Origin of the sequence: Enterobacter cloacae complex sp. S2, from assembly GCF_015159675.1 — a bacterium.
Classification (GTDB): Bacteria; Pseudomonadota; Gammaproteobacteria; order Enterobacterales; family Enterobacteriaceae; genus Enterobacter; species Enterobacter intestinihominis.
Window position 1 is genome coordinate 1 of record NZ_JADDTS010000016.1, and the last position, 16,549, is coordinate 16,549.

Annotated in this window: 18 protein-coding genes and 1 riboswitch; of the genes, 12 read left to right on the forward strand and 6 right to left on the reverse strand. The window is 57.1% G+C overall.

The features are described 5' to 3' along the window. Window positions 1–293: 293 nt before the first annotated feature. Window positions 294–1,883: a bifunctional phosphoribosylaminoimidazolecarboxamide formyltransferase/IMP cyclohydrolase gene (purH, locus tag IPZ49_RS08205; protein ID WP_063146980.1), complete on the forward strand. Its 1,590-nt coding sequence runs from the start codon at window positions 294–296 to the stop codon at window positions 1,881–1,883. Window positions 1,884–1,898: 15 nt separating this feature from the next. Then, window positions 1,899–3,191, forward strand: a complete 1,293-nt coding sequence (gene purD / locus IPZ49_RS08210; RefSeq protein ID WP_022646714.1) for a phosphoribosylamine--glycine ligase — start codon at window positions 1,899–1,901, stop codon at window positions 3,189–3,191. A 47-nt stretch (window positions 3,192–3,238) separates the two neighbouring features. Here purD and IPZ49_RS08215 read toward each other — a convergent pair whose 3' ends face one another. The 6 genes from IPZ49_RS08215 to nudC form a co-directional block, all read right to left on the reverse strand. Beyond that, window positions 3,239–3,931, reverse strand: a complete 693-nt coding sequence (locus IPZ49_RS08215; RefSeq protein ID WP_063146981.1) for a DUF1481 domain-containing protein — start codon at window positions 3,929–3,931, stop codon at window positions 3,239–3,241. 11 nt (window positions 3,932–3,942) lie between these two features. Further along, window positions 3,943–4,215, reverse strand: coding sequence for a nucleoid-associated protein HU-alpha (hupA, locus tag IPZ49_RS08220; protein ID WP_002445246.1), 273 nt, complete (start codon window positions 4,213–4,215; stop codon window positions 3,943–3,945). Between the two features lie 186 nt (window positions 4,216–4,401). Then, entirely contained in the window at window positions 4,402–4,992 is a 591-nt protein-coding gene (locus tag IPZ49_RS08225; protein ID WP_003862310.1) for a YjaG family protein, read from the reverse strand. A 41-nt stretch (window positions 4,993–5,033) separates the two neighbouring features. Then, entirely contained in the window at window positions 5,034–5,705 is a 672-nt protein-coding gene (gene nfi, locus IPZ49_RS08230; RefSeq protein ID WP_003862312.1) for a deoxyribonuclease V, read from the reverse strand. Between the two features lie 9 nt (window positions 5,706–5,714). After that, entirely contained in the window at window positions 5,715–6,779 is a 1,065-nt protein-coding gene (hemE, locus tag IPZ49_RS08235) for a uroporphyrinogen decarboxylase (protein ID WP_193762838.1), read from the reverse strand. A 38-nt stretch (window positions 6,780–6,817) separates the two neighbouring features. Continuing rightward, complete coding sequence (gene nudC / locus IPZ49_RS08240) at window positions 6,818–7,591, reverse strand: NAD(+) diphosphatase (protein WP_047052401.1); 774 nt, start codon at window positions 7,589–7,591, stop codon at window positions 6,818–6,820. A 95-nt stretch (window positions 7,592–7,686) separates the two neighbouring features. On the opposite strand from nudC, the gene IPZ49_RS08245 reads away from it, so the two are divergent. The 10 genes from IPZ49_RS08245 to IPZ49_RS08290 all read left to right on the forward strand — a co-directional run bounded on the left by IPZ49_RS08245 (window position 7,687) and on the right by IPZ49_RS08290 (window position 16,472). Further along, window positions 7,687–8,184, forward strand: a complete 498-nt coding sequence (locus IPZ49_RS08245; protein ID WP_063146982.1) for an Rsd/AlgQ family anti-sigma factor — start codon at window positions 7,687–7,689, stop codon at window positions 8,182–8,184. A 54-nt stretch (window positions 8,185–8,238) separates the two neighbouring features. Then, window positions 8,239–8,348, forward strand: a riboswitch (TPP riboswitch). Between the two features lie 78 nt (window positions 8,349–8,426). Beyond that, window positions 8,427–10,322 (forward strand): phosphomethylpyrimidine synthase ThiC, encoded by a 1,896-nt coding sequence (gene thiC / locus IPZ49_RS08250; protein ID WP_023299074.1) that lies wholly within the window; start codon window positions 8,427–8,429, stop codon window positions 10,320–10,322. Next, entirely contained in the window at window positions 10,322–10,963 is a 642-nt protein-coding gene (thiE, locus tag IPZ49_RS08255) for a thiamine phosphate synthase (protein WP_063146983.1), read from the forward strand. The genes thiC and thiE overlap by 1 nt, the downstream gene beginning before the upstream one ends. Continuing rightward, window positions 10,950–11,705: a thiazole biosynthesis adenylyltransferase ThiF gene (thiF, locus tag IPZ49_RS08260; protein ID WP_046620949.1), complete on the forward strand. Its 756-nt coding sequence runs from the start codon at window positions 10,950–10,952 to the stop codon at window positions 11,703–11,705. The genes thiE and thiF overlap by 14 nt, the downstream gene beginning before the upstream one ends. Beyond that, entirely contained in the window at window positions 11,689–11,889 is a 201-nt protein-coding gene (thiS, locus tag IPZ49_RS08265) for a sulfur carrier protein ThiS (RefSeq protein WP_023305244.1), read from the forward strand. Before thiF ends, thiS begins: the two co-directional genes overlap by 17 nt. A gap of 1 nt (window position 11,890) precedes the next feature. Further along, window positions 11,891–12,658, forward strand: coding sequence for a thiazole synthase (gene thiG, locus IPZ49_RS08270; RefSeq protein ID WP_023299071.1), 768 nt, complete (start codon window positions 11,891–11,893; stop codon window positions 12,656–12,658). Continuing rightward, window positions 12,658–13,791, forward strand: coding sequence for a 2-iminoacetate synthase ThiH (thiH, locus tag IPZ49_RS08275; protein WP_022646704.1), 1,134 nt, complete (start codon window positions 12,658–12,660; stop codon window positions 13,789–13,791). The genes thiG and thiH overlap by 1 nt, the downstream gene beginning before the upstream one ends. 333 nt (window positions 13,792–14,124) lie before the next feature. Next, window positions 14,125–15,666 carry a sensor domain-containing diguanylate cyclase gene (locus tag IPZ49_RS08280; RefSeq protein ID WP_063146984.1) on the forward strand — a complete coding sequence of 514 codons (1,542 nt, stop codon included), beginning with the start codon at window positions 14,125–14,127 and terminating at the stop codon, window positions 15,664–15,666. Window positions 15,667–15,846: 180 nt separating this feature from the next. Further along, window positions 15,847–16,155, forward strand: coding sequence for a PTS sugar transporter subunit IIB (locus tag IPZ49_RS08285; protein ID WP_010425948.1), 309 nt, complete (start codon window positions 15,847–15,849; stop codon window positions 16,153–16,155). After that, complete coding sequence (locus tag IPZ49_RS08290; RefSeq protein WP_003862327.1) at window positions 16,155–16,472, forward strand: PTS lactose/cellobiose transporter subunit IIA; 318 nt, start codon at window positions 16,155–16,157, stop codon at window positions 16,470–16,472. Before IPZ49_RS08285 ends, IPZ49_RS08290 begins: the two co-directional genes overlap by 1 nt. Window positions 16,473–16,549: the final 77 nt, after the last annotated feature.

Sequence of the window (16,549 nt, forward strand, 5' to 3'; positions counted from 1 at the left end):
CATCCGCCGTGTCGATGGAGGCGCATTATAGGGAGTTCTCCGCAGGCCGCAACCGCTAAATGACAGAAAAATGACTGACTGCTGCATTCCCCAGCAAAACCCCGCCTTATACCATTTTACGCACAGAGTTATCCACAGCGCTTCGAAAAAGTGAAAATATGCGAGCGTTGCGCAAACGTTTTCGTTAAAATGCTCGCGCTTAACAAGGAGGCCTCGTCAGGTGTGTTAGATGAGTTTTTCGCTGGAAAATTCATCTAACGCTCTCTGTAATCGTGAAATCCAGGGGATTTACCATGCAACAACGTCGTCCAGTCCGCCGCGCTCTGCTCAGTGTTTCTGATAAAGCCGGTATCATCGAATTCGCTCAGGCACTTTCCGCACGCGGTGTGGAGCTGCTTTCTACAGGCGGTACCGCTCGCCTGTTAGCAGAGAAAGGTCTGCCGGTATCCGAAGTGTCCGACTACACCGGTTTCCCGGAAATGATGGATGGACGCGTCAAAACCCTGCACCCGAAAGTGCACGGCGGCATTCTGGGTCGTCGCGGTCAGGACGACGGCATTATGGAGCAGCACAATATTGCCCCCATCGACATGGTTGTCGTTAACCTCTATCCCTTCGCCCAGACCGTCGCCCGCGAAGGCTGTTCTCTGGAAGATGCCGTAGAGAACATTGATATCGGCGGCCCGACCATGGTGCGCTCCGCAGCCAAGAACCATAAAGATGTGGCCATCGTAGTGAAGAGCAGCGACTACAGCGCCATTATTAATGAGATGGACGCCAACGAAGGGTCCCTGACGCTTGATACGCGTTTCGACCTCGCCATCAAAGCCTTCGAACACACCGCCGCGTACGACAGCATGATCGCCAACTACTTCGGTAGCCTGGTTCCTGCCTACCACGGTGAAAGCAAAGATCCATCTGGTCGCTTCCCGCGCACCCTGAACCTGAACTTCATTAAGAAGCAGGATATGCGCTACGGCGAGAACAGCCACCAGCAGGCAGCCTTCTATATAGAAGAAGAGGTGAAAGAAGCCTCTGTTGCGACTGCTCAGCAGGTACAGGGCAAAGCCCTCTCTTATAACAACATTGCCGATACCGACGCCGCGCTGGAATGCGTGAAAGAGTTCAGCGAGCCGGCCTGCGTTATCGTCAAGCACGCCAACCCATGCGGCGTCGCAGTAAGCACCTCCATTATGGATGCCTACGATCGCGCCTACAAAACCGACCCGACCTCCGCGTTCGGCGGCATTATCGCCTTCAACCGCGAGCTGGATGCGGAAACCGCGCAGGCCATCATCTCCCGTCAGTTTGTCGAAGTGATCATCGCGCCATCCGCATCCGAAGAAGCGCTGAAAATCACCGCGGCGAAACAGAACGTGCGCGTGCTGGTTTGCGGCCAGTGGGCAGAGCGCGTGCCGGGCCTGGACTTCAAGCGCGTGAACGGCGGTCTGCTGGTTCAGGATCGCGATTTGGGTATGGTGACAGAAGCCGACCTGCGCGTGGTGACCAAACGTCAGCCGACCGAACAGGAGCTGCGCGACGCGCTGTTCTGCTGGAAAGTGGCGAAGTTCGTGAAGTCTAACGCCATTGTTTACGCCAAAGAGAACATGACCATCGGGATAGGCGCAGGCCAGATGAGCCGCGTTTACTCTGCGAAAATCGCGGGTATTAAAGCAGGTGACGAAGGTCTGGAAGTCAAAGGTTCCGCCATGGCCTCTGACGCCTTCTTCCCGTTCCGCGACGGTATCGATGCGGCCGCTGCTGTGGGCATCACCTGTGTGATCCAGCCTGGCGGTTCAATCCGTGATGACGAAGTGATTGCCGCTGCCGACGAACACGGCATCGCAATGATCTTTACCGACATGCGCCACTTCCGCCATTAATTTCCGGAGCAGAAAATGAAAGTATTAGTGATTGGTAATGGCGGGCGCGAGCACGCTTTGGCGTGGAAAGCAGCGCAGTCTCCGCAGGTTGAAACCGTCTTTGTGGCACCGGGTAACGCCGGTACCGCACTGGAGCCCGCGCTACAGAACGTCGCCATCGGCGTAACCGATATCCCGGCGCTGCTGAGCTTTGCCCGGAACGAGAATATCGATCTGACGATTGTGGGCCCGGAAGCGCCGCTGGTGATCGGCGTTGTAGATGCCTTCCGCGCCGCGGGCCTGAAAATTTTCGGCCCAACGGAAGGTGCCGCACAGCTGGAAGGTTCAAAAGCCTTCACCAAAGATTTCCTCGCGCGTCATAACATCCCGACGGCGGAATATCAGAACTTCACCGAGGTAGAGCCTGCTCTGGCTTACCTGCGTGAAAAAGGCGCGCCGATTGTGATTAAAGCCGACGGTCTGGCTGCCGGGAAAGGCGTTATCGTGGCGATGACCCTTGAAGAAGCGGAAGCCGCTGTGCAGGATATGCTGGCGGGTAACGCCTTTGGCGATGCGGGCCACCGCATCGTGATTGAAGAGTTCCTCGACGGCGAAGAAGCGAGCTTTATCGTGATGGTTGACGGTGAGCACGTCCTGCCGATGGCCACCAGCCAGGATCACAAGCGCGTAGGCAATGCCGACACGGGTCCAAACACCGGCGGGATGGGTGCTTACTCCCCTGCTCCGGTGGTCACTGACGAAGTACACCAGCGCACCATGGACCGCATCATCTGGCCAACCGTGAAAGGGATGGCGGCGGAAGGCAATACCTACACCGGTTTCCTCTACGCAGGCCTGATGATCGACAAGCAGGGTAACCCGAAGGTGATTGAATTCAACTGCCGCTTCGGCGATCCGGAAACTCAGCCGATCATGCTGCGCATGAAGTCCGATCTGGTTGATCTGTGTCTGGCGGCGTGCGAAGGCAAGCTGAATGAGAAAACTTCCGAGTGGGACGAGCGTGCCTCTTTAGGTGTGGTGATTGCTGCGGGTGGGTATCCGGGTAGCTACAACACCGGGGATGAGATCCACGGCCTGCCGCTGGAAGAGATTGACGGTGCGAAGGTGTTCCACGCCGGTACAAAGCTCTCTGACGATGACCGCGTGCTCACTAATGGTGGACGCGTGCTGTGTGCGACCGCGCTGGGTCATACCGTGGCAGAGGCGCAGAAGCGCGCCTATGCGTTGATGGCGGATATTCACTGGAACGGCAGCTTCAGCCGCCAGGATATCGGCTATCGTGCCATTGCGCGGGAGCAGGGGGAGTAATTTCCCCCTCACCCTAACCCTCTCCCTCAAGGGAGAGGGGACTTAAATCAAAAACTCTTTTCTGTCGGCTGCCAGGTGCAGAAATCTTCGTTCGCCACCAGCAACAGCTGAGAGCCTTCCGGCGCTTCCAGCCATGCCACACTCACCTCCACAGATGAATGCCGCTGACGACGCTGAATGTGTTCGGTTGCCCAGGATTCAAGCTCAGGCTTCACTGTCTGCCCTTCGCAGGTGGTCACCGTGCCGTCGGCATGCCAGCGCCCCTGGCGCAGCACCACGCGGCCCTGACGCAGCGCATCGCTGGTCTGGCGAAGTTGTTCAGCACGGTAGCGGTAGAGCGCGACCTGATCGCTGGAAAGCTGCTGTTTCAGTCCACTGACCTCATGCTGCATAAAGCTCAGCTCGCCTTGGTCGTCAAAACGCACCTTCACGTGTTCGGGAGTCTTACTGTAGATATTCAGTTCAATGAGCGACAGCGCATCGCCCTGCCAGCGGTATTCTGCGGTCGAGGTATTGCCGTTATGCCACGGGCTGAATGCGGTGAGCATATGGACTTCATCGCTGGAATCTTTGCGCCAGATCCTGACCGCACCCTGGTTGTCAGCATAGCCGCTGGCGGTAAACGGGGGGAGTGAGGAATCATGGCTACAGGCAGACAGCAACAGTACGCCTGCCAGCGCGAGCGTTCCACGCCAGAATGACAAAAGGGGCGTTGCCGCCCCTTCGTTAAAACTGTTCACTGCCACGCGTCTTACTTAACTGCGTCTTTCAGTGCTTTACCAGAAACAAATGCCGGCACGTTAGCTGCGGCGATTTTGATTTCTTTACCGGTCTGCGGGTTGCGGCCAGTACGCTCAGCGCGGTGGTTCACTTTGAAGGTACCGAAACCAACCAGTTGTACAGCATCGCCTTCTTTCAGAGACTCAGTAATAGCAGCCAGGGTAGATTCCAGAGCAGCTTTAGCCTGCACTTTAGACAGATCAGCCTTGTCCGCAATTACATCAATCAGTTGAGTCTTGTTCATAAGTTATCCTTTCAATGTGTTTATCGCTTGCTAAGCATCGAGTGCGACGAAAATGCCAAAAAAGCACTCTCCTGCATACACGCACCGATAGCCACTTTTTTTCGCCCCCCAAATGTAGACCAGACGGGGGGCGAAAGGGAAGAGTCGAGGAGTGACAAAACAGGCGTTAAATCACGTTTTGTTGTCTCATTGGTTAAAAATTATACCAATATTGCTCTCACCGGCCTCGCGCAGGTCCGCGCGAAGCCCTTTGATCAGCTCAATATCACGTTCTTCACACTCCGCCAGCAGACGGAAAATTTCCCACTGAATATCCCATTCCTGTTCAACCGCCGGGTTAGCACGCAGCTCTTCGTCGGTCATTTCACGGCCTTCCTGGGTCATTTCCAGCATCGCGACGGTGGTGATGGATGCCTTACTGACTTCAATGGCGTGCTCCAGGGTTTCACCGCTCAGACGGGAGTGGATCAGCTCGCTCAACGCCACACAGGCATCGATAGCCGGGTAGACGCCATACAGGTCGAAATCATCCGCAGCCGGAATAGCCTCTTCCAGCTTTTCGAGCTGAGAGTCAAAATTTACCTTCGCATCTTTGACCGTCAGCGTCTCCCAGATTAAATCCAGGATACGACGATAAATCTGGCCTTCGCCAAACGCCGTCTGCTTGCAGAACGCGGCATAGTTGGGATACATGCGCTCGCACAGGCAAGCCATAAACGTCACGTGCTGCCAGCTTTCCAGCTTCTCAAGGCGCAGATGAATCGGGTTTTGTAACATGATGATGTCTCGAATCGAAAATTAGCCGCAGTTTACCTGAATCACGGCTGAATTTCCTGCCAACGAATGAATGCCGGACGTGAAGAGGCCACGGCGTCAGCCCAGCGGGTTGGCTCCGGTAAACGGTAGCCCTTCATACAGCGTTGCACCCACGCCAGTGCGCTGTCCATGCTGACCCGATGCCCGGTGGCGATAAACAACGGGTTGCAGCGCGCTTTACTGCGCCAGACCCACGCCAGCTGCTCGCCTTTATGGATAAGCGGCGCCAGTGCGCCCGGTTCGGCAGAGAGCGGCTCAAACGCGCCGCACAGGCGTTTTTTCGCTACGCCGATGGTCGGCACGTCCACCAGCAGACCAAAGTGGCTGGCGACACCTAAGCGACGCGGATGGGAGATACCATGCCCATCAACAAACAGTAGATCGGGTTTTTGCGAGAGTTGCTCCCACGCGGCCAGCAGCGCGGGATATTCGCGAAAGGAGAGAAAGCCGGGGATATAGGGCATGGTGGTGGCGATACGCGCCACCTTGTACTCCACCAGCTCCAGCGAAGGGTATTTCAACACCACCATCGCCGCTCGCGTCACTTCACCGCCCTGCTCAAACCCGACGTCCGCCCCGCCAATGTACCGCGGAGGGTCCGTATCCAGACGATCCTCGCGGATCACTGATGAAGCCAGTTCGATTTGCTGAGCGCGTAGCGACGCGAGATCCATAACCACTCCTTACTTATGATACTGGGCAGAAAGCCGATGCACCGCCTCCACAAATACGCCAGCGTGTTCTGGCGGTACATCCTGATGAATACCGTGACCGAGGTTGAAGACGTGGCCTTCGCCCTGGCCGAAACCAGACAGTATAGTCGACACTTCTTCTTCGATACGGGCAGGCTGCGCATAGAGCATGGACGGGTCCATGTTGCCCTGGAGCGCCACTTTGTCCCCCACGCGACGGCGCGCATCGGCAATATCGGTGGTCCAGTCGAGGCCCAGCGCGTCGCAGCCGGTGGCCGCCATCGCTTCCAGCCACTGACCGCCGCCTTTGGTAAACAGCGTCACCGGCACGCGACGGCCTTCGTTTTCACGCAGCAGGCCATCGACAATTTTGTGCATGTAGTACAGGGAGAACTGCTGATAATCACGTCCGGTCAGCACGCCGCCCCAGGTGTCGAAAATCATCACCGACTGCGCGCCCGCTTTAATCTGCGCGTTGAGATAGAGCGTGACGCTCTTCGCCAGCTTGTCGAGCAGGGCATGCAGGGCCAGCGGCTCGGCGTACATCATCTTTTTGATGACGGTAAAGGCTTTGCTGCTGCCGCCTTCCACCATGTAGGTGGCCAGCGTCCACGGACTACCGGAGAAGCCAATCAGCGGCACGTCGCCTTTCAGTTCGCGGCGAATGGTGCGCACGGCGTTCATCACATAGCCCAGCTCGCCTTCAGGATCGGGGATCGGCAGCTTATCAACGTCGGCTTTGCTTTTGATCGGAGAGGTAAAACGCGGGCCTTCTCCGGTTTCGAAATAGAGCCCAAGGCTCATCGCATCCGGAATGGTGAGAATGTCCGAAAAAAGAATGGCGGCATCGAGCGGGAAGCGGCGCAGCGGCTGGAGCGTCACTTCACAGGCCAGCTCGGCGTTTTTGCACAGCGACATAAAATCGCCTGCCTGCGCGCGCGTGGCTTTGTACTCTGGCAGATAGCGTCCCGCCTGGCGCATCATCCACACCGGGGTGACATCAACGGGCTGGCGCAGCAGCGCACGCAGATAACGATCGTTCTTCAGTTCGGTCATTTTGCAGTTCCTTATTGCGTCAGTCCGTCAGTGTAACACTACTCATACTCGGCCCGACACATTGCCACGGTATCTTCTATCAGGCGACGCGCCACCGTTCCCGGTGGGGGCAGCAGCGGTAAATCGTCGTAGCGATACCAGTTCGCCTCCAGCAGCTCTTTCTGATCGATAACAATCTCGCCGCTGTCGTATTCCGCCATAAACGCGGTCATCAGGGACATCGGGAACGGCCACGGCTGCGACGTCACATAGCGCAGGTTTTTCACCTTAATGCCGCTCTCCTCCATCACCTCGCGCGCCACCGCCTGTTCCAGCGTTTCGCCGACTTCCACGAACCCGGCGAGGACGGTGTGAATGCCGTTGCGATGGCGGGTATGCTGCGCCAGCAGGATGGAATCATCACGGCGGATGGCGACAATGATGCACGGTGCGATTTGCGGGTAGTAGCGTTCACGGCAGTGGCCGCAGAGCATTGCCCACTCGGTTTTGCTCGGGTGCATGGTATGGCCGCAGTAGCCGCAGTATTTGTGCGAGCGATAAAACTCCGCCAGCTGCACGCCGCGCCCCGCCAGCTGGAACAGGCCGACGTCCAGATCCAACACCTGACGAACGGATCCCATATCCTGACGACGAGCCTGTTGGATCAACCATACCGGATCGCCCTGCCACTCGCCGATCCGCAGCGCAGGTTGCCCGACGAGATCGAAGATGTCTGCCGCGCCGTAGGGTATCTCCCCACCGGGCAGCCATAATTTTTGTTCGTGACTGACGATCCACCAACCCAGATCTGATTTTTCAATAATACGATCCATATCTATTGCACTACCTTCGCTTCACTGACATGTTGTTAGCATTGTGGTTACATTTTGGATAAGCAGATCCCATTCTAAACCTTATGGAGTCGACCATGTTAAACCAGCTGGAAAGCCTGACTGAGCGCGTTGGAGGAAGTAACACCCTGGTGGATCGCTGGCTACTTGTGCGCAAGCATCTACTCGTGGCGTATTACAATCTGGTTGGTCTTAAGCCTGGCAAAGAATCCTTTATGCGACTCAATGAAAAAGCGCTGGACGACTTTTGTCAGAGCCTGGTCGACTACCTCTCCGACGGCCATTTCAACCTTTATGAACGCATTATCCGCGAAATGGAAGGGACAACGCCGTATTTAGCGGCCAGTAAACTCTGTCCGTTGCTTGAAGCCAACACCCAGCAGATCATGGACTACTACGATTCCACGCTGGAGAACGCTATCGATCACGATAACTATCTTGAGTTTCAGCAGGCGCTTTCCGACCTTGGCGAAGCACTGGAAGAGCGATTCACGCTGGAAGACAAGCTCATCGCCCTCGTGCTGGACAACAACCTGACTATCAGCACCAGCGATAACGTTGCGCGCCCTGCTTGAGTTCTTAATCGTTAACGAGTAATTTACAACCATTCGCCCCTCTGCGGAGGGGGATTTTTCTTGTCGGAGTGCCCAGTGTGAAAGCACGGGCTGAGACCGTTAATTCGGGATCCGCGGAACCTGATCAGGTTAATACCTGCGAAGGGAACAAGAGTCACACTGCTGTTGTATCGCCTTCGGGCGATCTTCTCTTGCTTCATCCGTCGTCTGACAAGCCATGTCCTTCACATCTGGAATGAGCTATGTCTACAACAAAACTGACCCGCCGCGAACAGCGCGAACACGCACAACGCTTCATCGACACCCTGGAAGGCACCGCTTTCCCGAACTCAACGCGCATCTACATCACCGGTTCACAGGCCGATATCCGCGTGCCGATGCGCGAAATCCAGCTCAGCCCGACGCTTATCGGCGGCAGCAAAGAGCACCCGCAGTTTGAAGACAACGAAGCCGTGCCGGTGTATGACACCTCCGGCCCGTACGGCGATCCTGATGTTGCTATCAACGTGCAGCAGGGTCTGGCAAAGCTTCGCCAGCCGTGGATTGACGCCCGTAACGACTGCGAAGAACTGAGCGTGCGCAGCTCGGCGTACACCAACGCGCGTCTGGCCGACGACGGTCTGGACGAGCTGCGCTTTACTGGCCTGCTGACGCCAAAACGCGCTAAAGCGGGCAAATGCGTAACCCAGTTGCACTACGCGCGACAGGGTATCGTCACGCCGGAGATGGAGTTCATCGCCATCCGCGAAAACATGGGCCGCGAGCGCATTCGCAGCGAAGTGCTGCGCCACCAGCATCCGGGTGAAGGGTTTGGCGCTCGCCTGCCGGAGAACATCACGCCGGAATTCGTGCGTGATGAAGTAGCCGCCGGGCGCGCGATTATTCCCGCCAACATCAACCACCCGGAATCCGAGCCGATGATTATCGGCCGCAACTTCCTGGTGAAGGTCAACGCCAACATCGGCAACTCTGCCGTCACCTCTTCCATCGAAGAAGAGGTGGAAAAGCTGGTCTGGTCAACGCGCTGGGGCGCGGACACGGTGATGGACCTCTCCACCGGCCGTTACATTCACGAAACCCGCGAATGGATCCTGCGTAACAGCCCGGTGCCGATTGGCACCGTCCCGATTTATCAGGCGCTGGAGAAGGTCAACGGCATCGCCGAAAACCTCACCTGGGAAGCGTTCCGCGACACGCTGCTGGAGCAGGCGGAACAGGGCGTGGACTACTTCACCATTCACGCGGGCGTACTGCTGCGCTACGTGCCGATGACCGCGAAGCGTCTGACCGGTATCGTCTCACGCGGCGGTTCGATTATGGCGAAATGGTGCCTTTCCCATCATCAGGAAAACTTCCTCTACGAGCACTTCCGCGAAATCTGCGAGATCTGCGCCGCTTATGACGTTTCTCTGTCGCTGGGCGACGGCCTGCGTCCTGGCTCCATCCGTGACGCGAACGACGAGGCGCAGTTTGCCGAGCTGCACACGCTGGGCGAGCTGACCAAAATCGCCTGGGAGTACGATGTGCAGGTGATGATTGAAGGCCCGGGCCATGTACCGATGCAGATGATCCGCCGCAACATGACCGAGGAGCTGGAGCACTGCCACGAAGCACCGTTCTACACCCTGGGGCCGTTGACCACCGATATTGCGCCGGGCTATGACCACTTCACTTCCGGGATCGGCGCGGCGATGATCGGCTGGTTCGGCTGCGCCATGCTCTGCTACGTGACGCCGAAAGAGCACCTCGGGCTGCCAAACAAAGAGGACGTGAAGCAGGGGCTGATCACCTACAAAATTGCCGCCCACGCGGCGGATCTGGCGAAAGGCCATCCGGGCGCGCAAATTCGCGACAACGCCATGTCCAAAGCGCGCTTTGAATTCCGCTGGGAAGACCAGTTCAACCTGGCGCTGGATCCGTTCACCGCCCGCGCCTACCACGACGAAACCCTGCCGCAGGAATCGGGCAAAGTCGCGCACTTCTGCTCCATGTGTGGGCCGAAGTTCTGCTCGATGAAAATCAGCCAGGAGGTACGCGACTACGCCGCCGCGCAGACCATTGAAGTCGGCATGGCAGACATGTCCGAAACCTTCCGCGCCAAAGGCGGCGAAATCTACCTCAAAAAGGAGGAGGCGTAATGTACCAGCCCGATTTCCCACCTGTCCCCTTCCGCTTAGGGCTTTACCCGGTGGTGGACAGCGTGGCGTGGATAGAGCGCTTGCTGGAGGCAGGCGTTCGCACCCTCCAGCTGCGCATCAAGGATAAACGCGACGAAGAGGTGGAGGCCGATGTGGCCGCCGCTATCGCGCTGGGACGTCGCTACCACGCCCGCCTGTTTATCAACGACTACTGGCGGCTGGCGGTTAAACACCAGGCGTATGGCGTGCATCTGGGACAGGAGGATCTGGAAACGACCGATCTCAACGCAATCCGTAACGCCGGTCTGCGGCTGGGCGTTTCCACCCACGATGATATGGAGATCGACGTGGCGCTGGCGGCCCGCCCCTCCTACATCGCCCTCGGGCACGTTTTCCCGACGCAAACCAAACAGATGCCGTCTGCCCCACAGGGTTTGGCTCAGCTGGCGGCGCACGTTAAGCGCCTTGCCGATTACCCCACCGTCGCCATCGGCGGGATCAGCCTTGAACGTGCGCCCGCCGTGCTGGAAACCGGCGTCGGCAGTATCGCCGTCGTCAGCGCTATCACCCAGGCCGCAGACTGGCAGACCGCCACCGCACGGCTTTTACAACTGGCAGGAGCAGGCGATGAAAGATCGTGATTTTATGCGCTACAGCCGCCAGATCCTGCTGGAGGATATCGCCATTGACGGGCAGCAAAAGCTGCTCGCCAGCCGGGTACTGATTGTCGGTTTGGGTGGCTTGGGCGCGCCCGCCGCGCTGTATCTGGCCGGGGCGGGCGCGGGAACGCTGGTACTGGCCGATGACGATGAGGTACACCTCAGCAACCTGCAACGGCAAATCCTCTTCACGACAGAAGATGTTAACCAGCCTAAAGCACAGGTTACGCGCAAGCGGCTGAACCAGCTTAACCCCGATATTGAACTGGTGGCGCTCCAGACGCGGCTGAGCGGAAAAGATCTGCAACGCGAAGTTGCCCTTGCCGACGTGGTGCTGGACTGCACGGACAATATGGCGACGCGTCAGGCCATTAATGCGGCCTGTGTTGCACAGAACACGCCGCTGATCACCGCCAGCGCGGTCGGTTTCGGCGGGCAGATAATGGTGCTTACGCCGCCGTGGGCGCAGGGCTGCTACCGCTGCCTGTGGCCGGACGAGGCTGAACCGGAGCGTAACTGCCGCACGGCTGGCATTCTTGGGCCGGTGGTGGGCGTGATGGGTACCCTTCAGGCGCTGGAAGCCATCAAGTTGCTCAGCGGCATGGAAACAGAGCGCAACACGCTCCGGCTGTTCGACGCCCGTTCCAGCGGCTGGCGCCATCTGGCGTTAAACCGCGCCAATCGCTGCCCGGTATGCGGAGGCCGCGATGCGCATTCTGTTTAACGATGAGCCGATGACGTGCGACGACGATCTCACCGTTGCCGCCCTGCTCGACACGCTGCGCCAGATGAAGCCGGGAACGGCGCTGGCGCTCAATCAACAGATCCTGCCGCGCGAGCGGTGGGAACATCAGCAGGTCAATGAAGGCGACCAGATCCTGCTGTTTCAGGTTATCGCTGGGGGCTGAGATGTTACGTATTGCCGACAAAGTCTTTGATTCACATCTGTTTACCGGAACCGGAAAATTCGCCTCCCCGCAGCTAATGGTGGATGCTATTCGTGAAAGCGGCAGCCAGCTGGTGACGCTGGCGATGAAGCGTGTGGATCTGCGTCAGCACAACGATGCCATACTTGCGCCGTTACTGGAGGCAGGCGTGACGCTCTTACCCAATACCTCCGGTGCGAAAACGGCCGAGGAAGCAATTTTCGCTGCGCATCTGGCCCGGGAAGCGCTCGGCACCTGCTGGCTGAAGCTGGAAATTCATCCGGACGCCCGCTGGCTGTTGCCCGATCCGATCGAAACCCTGAAAGCGGCAGAGACGCTGGTGCAGCAGGGATTCACCGTTCTGCCCTACTGTGGTGCCGATCCCGTGCTGTGTAAGCGTCTGGAAGAGGTCGGCTGCGCGGCCGTGATGCCGTTAGGGGCGCCCATTGGCTCCAACCAGGGACTGGAGACCCGCGCGATGCTGGAGATCATCATCGAGCAGGCGACCGTGCCCGTGGTGGTGGATGCGGGCATCGGCGTACCCAGTCATGCCGCGCAGGCGCTGGAGATGGGGGCCGATGCGGTGCTGGTCAATACCGCGATTGCGGTGGCCGACGACCCGGTGATGATGGCGCGTGCGTTCCGCCTTGCCGTGGAGTCCGGTCTGCTGGCACGACAGTCCGGCCCCGGCTCGCGCAGCTTTCAGGCGCAGGCCACCAGCCCGCTGACCGGTTTTCTGGAGGCACTCTGATGGCTACCTTTACCGATCGCTGGCGTCAGCTTAACTGGGACGATATTGCCTTACGCATCAACAGTAAAACCTCTGCGGACGTAGAGCGGGCATTAACAGCCCGGCATGTGACCCGCGAGGATTTGATGGCCCTGCTTTCTCCGGCAGCCAGCGCATACCTTGAACCGATGGCGCAGCGCGCGCAACGCCTTACCCGCCAGCGCTTTGGCAACACGGTGAGCTTTTACGTGCCGCTTTATCTCTCTAATCTGTGCGCCAACGACTGCACCTACTGTGGCTTCTCAATGAGCAACCGCATTAAGCGTAAAACGCTGGATGAGCATGAGATCGCCCGCGAGTGTGCGGCTATTCGTGAGATGGGTTTTGAACATCTCTTACTGGTGACGGGTGAACATCAGGGCAAGGTGGGGATGGACTATTTTCGCCAGCATCTTCCGGCCATCCGCCGCGAATTTGCCTCATTGCAAATGGAAGTGCAGCCTCTGTCGCAAGAGGAATATGCGGAACTGAAAACCCTCGGGCTGGACGGCGTAATGGTTTATCAGGAAACCTACCATGAGGCGACCTATGCCCGACATCACCTGAAAGGGAAGAAGCAGGATTTCATCTTCCGGCTGGAAACGCCGGACAGGCTGGGGCGCGCCGGTATCGATAAAATTGGGCTGGGCGCGCTTATCGGTCTGTCCGACAGCTGGCGGGTTGACTGCTATATGGTGGCAGAGCATCTGCTGTGGCTACAGCAGTACTACTGGCAAAGCCGCTATTCCATCTCATTCCCACGGCTGCGTCCGTGTACGGGAGGCATTGAACCCGCCTCGCTGATGGATGAGCGCCAGCTGGTGCAAACCCTGTGCGCATTTCGCCTGTTCGCGCCGGAAGTGGAATTGTCTCTCTCCACGCGTGAATCCCCCGCGTTTCGCGACCGCGCGATCCCTCTGGCGATCAACAACGTCAGCGCCTTTTCCAAAACGCAGCCGGGCGGTTACGCGGACGATCGCCCGGAACTGGAACAGTTTGCACCGCACGACGGACGACGGCCCGACGCGGTGGCGGAAGCCCTGACTGCACAGGGGCTACAGCCCGTGTGGAAAGACTGGGACAGCTGGCTGGGAAGAGCTTCGCATTTGCGCTGAAACCGCCTGCAACAATGCGGAAAGGTTACGAGACGGCTCGTAAGATCAACGCCGGGCGATTGAGGAGATCTGCCCGGTTTTATTAGGATTAACCACGTCAGCAACGGACGCTGACCAGGGTGAAAATGCTTCTTCCTCGTTTCGCCCTGCCCTCCGCCCCTTAAACAAAATTTCAATTGATAAAATAAATACGTCGTTTCTTATCTACTCTTAAGATAAATCAACCCGTCGGAAATCGCTTTCTGTATAATTTACTACCAGCAATCTGACAGCGACTATGCTGAGGATATCGACAGACGCAACGCGTCTACCATCTGGATTGATGCACAACTCATGGCACTCCACAGTAAAAAGCTCTCTTTCACCCGACCAATTATGGTCAGCTTCGCGGGGATTCTGTTCAGTTTCGCGATAATCGCGATTCTGGTCATCCTTTCACAACGGAAGGATTTTATTGAGGATTATCATAAAATTAATGGTAACTTCACCCATAATCTGGCGGTGAACTATACCGAATCCATTCTGCGAGAAAACGACTATATTCTTGGTCGCGCTGCGATGTACTACGCCCGTGACGACAGAGTGAATCAGACGATAAATATCGATCCAGCACAGGGTTTGCAGATGTTAATGCATTTGCAGAACCTGATGCCGACGGTGTCGTCTATCTCTCTGGCGGACACCGAAGGGCACCATCTGCGCGCGCCGGAAGTACTGCCAACGGAGAAGAGTAGGTCGTTCGACGCACGAACACGCCCATGGTTTATCGGGCAAGCGGAAGCCAGCAACTTTCCTCACTATACCCGCCCCTATCTGGACTATTTCACCCAACATCCTACGGTCACCCTCTATAAACCGGTCATTTCACCGGAAGGCCGTCTGAAGGGCACGCTCGCTTTCCATCTTGATTTAACCTCCATGGGGTATACCCTGCGCCAGATGGTGGCACCGGTTCAGGGTGAGTTTTTTGTCGTGGAACGTGACGGCGCCGTTGTGCTGCATCCGGACACGGGGGCGCTCTTTAAGCAGTACGTAAGCGAAGCGCTGATGGACAAAATGACCAGCGGCGAAGGGCATCTTTTCGACCCCAAAAGTAAAACCTGGTATTACTACTACTCTTTCACCAATCCGGACTGGTTTGTGATTTATCGGGTCTCCGATGCCACGCTTTCCGTCATCACCCGGCATGAAACCACCGTCGTCGGCTGGGGATTTGCGCTGGCGGCAATCATCATCATTCTGTTCGGGCTCTATCTGCGCCATGCCTCGCGTTCTGTGCTGATGAACATTATCAACGCCATCAAAACCGGAGACGTCAATCAGGCGCCACGTCTTGAGGCGATGCTCAGCCATACCATTCGAACCAATAAAGAACGCGAGCTGGCCTATGTCCGTCAGGCCACCCATGATGCGCTGACAGGCTGCAAGAACCGCCGTGCTTTCGACAACGATGTGGATGAGCTGCTGACCGCTCATCAACCCTTCGTTCTGGCGCTGGTCGATATCGATAACTTCAAATCTATTAACGACACCTGGGGCCACCTGAGCGGGGATATTGTTCTGCGCAGCGTGGCGCGCGAAGGTATTCAGATCATGCAGCCGCACCACGTTTCCGTTTACCGCTACGGTGGGGAAGAGTTCGGGGTGATTTTCCCGGCCGAGCTGATGAACTCCGCGCACGCGCTACTGGAAGCCTGGCGCACCGCCGTGGAAAAACGGACCTGGCGGGAAGAGAACCTGCGAGTAACCTTCAGCGCGGGGGTGGGAGAGTGGCACTTCGAACCGCTGGAACAATTTATCGGCAGCGTAGATGAAGCGCTGTATACCGCTAAACAACAGGGTAAAAACCGCATCGTAAGCACGGCCAGCCGATAATACCCTTCCTGAAATTCCGCCCGTTAAGACGGGCAGAATGCTTTCATGTATAAAATTGTAACCGGTTTCAGAAAAATGCCGATTTCTTTGTGATGCCTGACACACAATCGCGGTAAAGCGGTTGTTGAAGCGGTCTGCGCGGGATAATTATCAATAAACACATGTAGATCGAGGCTGACTATGAAGAACATCGTTTTATGCTGTGCAGCGGGAATGTCAACCAGCATGCTGGTTCAACGTATGAAAGATGCCGCGCAGAAAAAAGGAGTCGAAGTAACCATTAAAGCCGTTCCGGTCGCGGAGTTTAAAGATAACATCGCGACGGCTGATATCGTATTACTGGGGCCACAGGTTAAATACGAACAGGCAAAACTCCAGGCGCAGGCCGATCCGCTCGGAAAAAAGGTCGCGGTTATCGACATGATGGATTACGGCATGATGAAAGGTGATGCCGTACTGGAAAAAGCGCTCAAACTTCTGGAGTCATAATGGAAGACTTAGAAACTACAATCATGGAGCTACTGGTCAATGCAGGTGCGGCGCGCAGTGCGGCCCTGACAGCGTTGCAGATGGCGCGAAAAGGTGACTTTGACGAAGCCGAGAAAGCGATGGAAGAGTCGCGTGAATATGTGAAACATGCGCATACTATCCAGACGCAGCTCATCGGTCTTGACGAAGGGACCGGGAAACTTCCGGTTAACCTGATCACCGTTCACTCTCAGGATCACCTGATGAACGCGATGGTCATTCAGGATCTGGCGGGCGATATGATTGAGCTTTATCGACGCATCCCGTTAGTGAATTGAAGACATACAGACGTAAAAAAACCCGCCGAGGCGGGTTTTTTATTGTCGGGTGGCGCTGCGCTTACCCGACCTGTGAT